General features: G+C 45.0%; 1 protein-coding gene. It reads left to right on the plus strand.

What is annotated here, in order from left to right; translation table 11 throughout:
* On the plus strand, positions 1-1,746 hold a 1,746-nt coding region (locus AB4Z17_RS33310; RefSeq protein ID WP_441964721.1), incomplete at its 5' end, for a BTAD domain-containing putative transcriptional regulator.
* Positions 1,747-1,894 lie beyond the last annotated feature (148 nt).

Here is a 1,894-nt window from a genome sequence, read left to right on the forward strand (position 1 = left end):
GATGTATGGCGTGCGTTAATGGGAGATATCTATAATGTATGCGGTGCTGCTGCTTATGCGGAAAGAAACCTTTCAGTCGTGGCTGACTATTTTATCCTTGGCGATCGGTACGCACCTGATCAAAGCTTCTTTATTCGGGCCGGCAACAATAATCATAGTGCAGTTGATGAGTTTGAMGATCATCTTTGCTTCATTAACGATTACTATGATGCAGTACGATTCTTTTCCAAGATGTTAACACATTGGAGTAATCGTGGTAACCATCCGTATGCGACACCAATGTATGCTTCCTATGCTAAAGTATTGTACGAGTGGAATCGGTTAGAGGAAGCGGAGGAATGGATCAACCGCGTAATACATACAGACGGATTCGCGCCGGTTCCTCGCAATCGGCTTCAGATCTTTGTGGCTGCTTCGATAATTCAACAAGCCAAGGGAAACTCGCGAGAAGCGATGGAGATGCTGGAGCAAATTAAATGGAAGATCGATTCACCTGATTACGATATTTTTATACGAAAAATTGAAGCAGAACAAGCGAGCTTGGCGGTGCGACAAGGTGACGTGGAGTCGGCTCGACTGTGGTGGTCGCGGTGCGGACAATCGTATTCGGATGAAGTAACGCTGGACAAAGCTTCTGAACAATTGGCGCTCGTTCGCGTGCTTTCAGCATGCGGACAACTTGATTCGGCGCTATCTCTTGCAGAACGGCTGTATGATCTATTGACGAAGGAGAACCGTCTGCGAGATCGCATTCGTGTTCTTATTCTACAAAGCATGACGCTGTATCGCAACAATCAGATTGAACAAGCACTTGCGAAACTGGATAACGCTCTACGTCTTGCCGAACCTCAAGGTTTCATTCGCAGCTTTGTGGACGAAGGACCAGCGCTGGCAGAACTGTTGTCTATGTATGTGAAGTCGTATGGAGACAAAGGCATGGACTTGACGGATGTATCCGATTATACAAATCAATTATTACAAGCGTTTAATGTCTATCAATCTCCGCCACGAATTAAAATTAGATGTTTTGGGCTGTTGCGGATAGAGACTGAGTACGGAACTGCGATTAAATGGCGGACATCAAAAACCGAGGAGATGATGGCATTTCTCGTTCACCATCGCGGCGAGGCAGTAAGCAGAGACCGTATTCTCGATTATTTGTGGGGAGAGGTTAATGTTGAACGGGCAGGAGCGCAGTTTAATACAACAACTCACTATTTGCGAAAAGCATTAAACCAAATAGGGCTTGACGGCATCGTTCAACATGTGGAAGGCGGGTACCGTATTGAGTTGAATCAATTGGACTGTGATCTTGATAAATGGGATCGTATGCTGGCCAACGGGACGCAACTCGATGACATCCTGTTGCAGGACTATGCTGCTGAGCTTGTTCAATTATACGGAGAGGGATATTTGGCGGGTACTTCGTACGTATGGGCAGATTCAACACGTATTCGTATGGAAAGAGAATATATAACAATGTTACTTCACCTCCACGAACGTGAGGTGAAGCTAGGGCATTATGATGCGGCTGCGGAACTGCTGCGGAAGGCGCTTGTACATGATTCGCTGAATGAGTACATACATGAAAGGCTCATTCACGTACTAGTGCTCGCGAATAACCGCGTCTCAGCAATGAAGCAGTATGAGGTGCTTAGAGTGATGCTGCTAACTGAATTTGGAATGAAGCCGCAGGAAGAGGTCACAAGATTGCTAGGTTTTGCTGATAAGCTTAATATGCATTGAGTGGTAGATTATTTGAACGAGAAGAGTGTATCTCAACGTCATTAAAGTTGACAATGGGGTACCTCTTTTTTGTATTTACACGTTCATTGATCGAATTGTTTAGACTTTGTTTAGCCTGCTTGTGATATTTTGTGGAAAAGTGTAGAAA

Source organism: Paenibacillus sp. TAF43_2 (assembly GCF_052113545.1).
Classification (GTDB): domain Bacteria; phylum Bacillota; class Bacilli; order Paenibacillales; family Paenibacillaceae; genus Pristimantibacillus.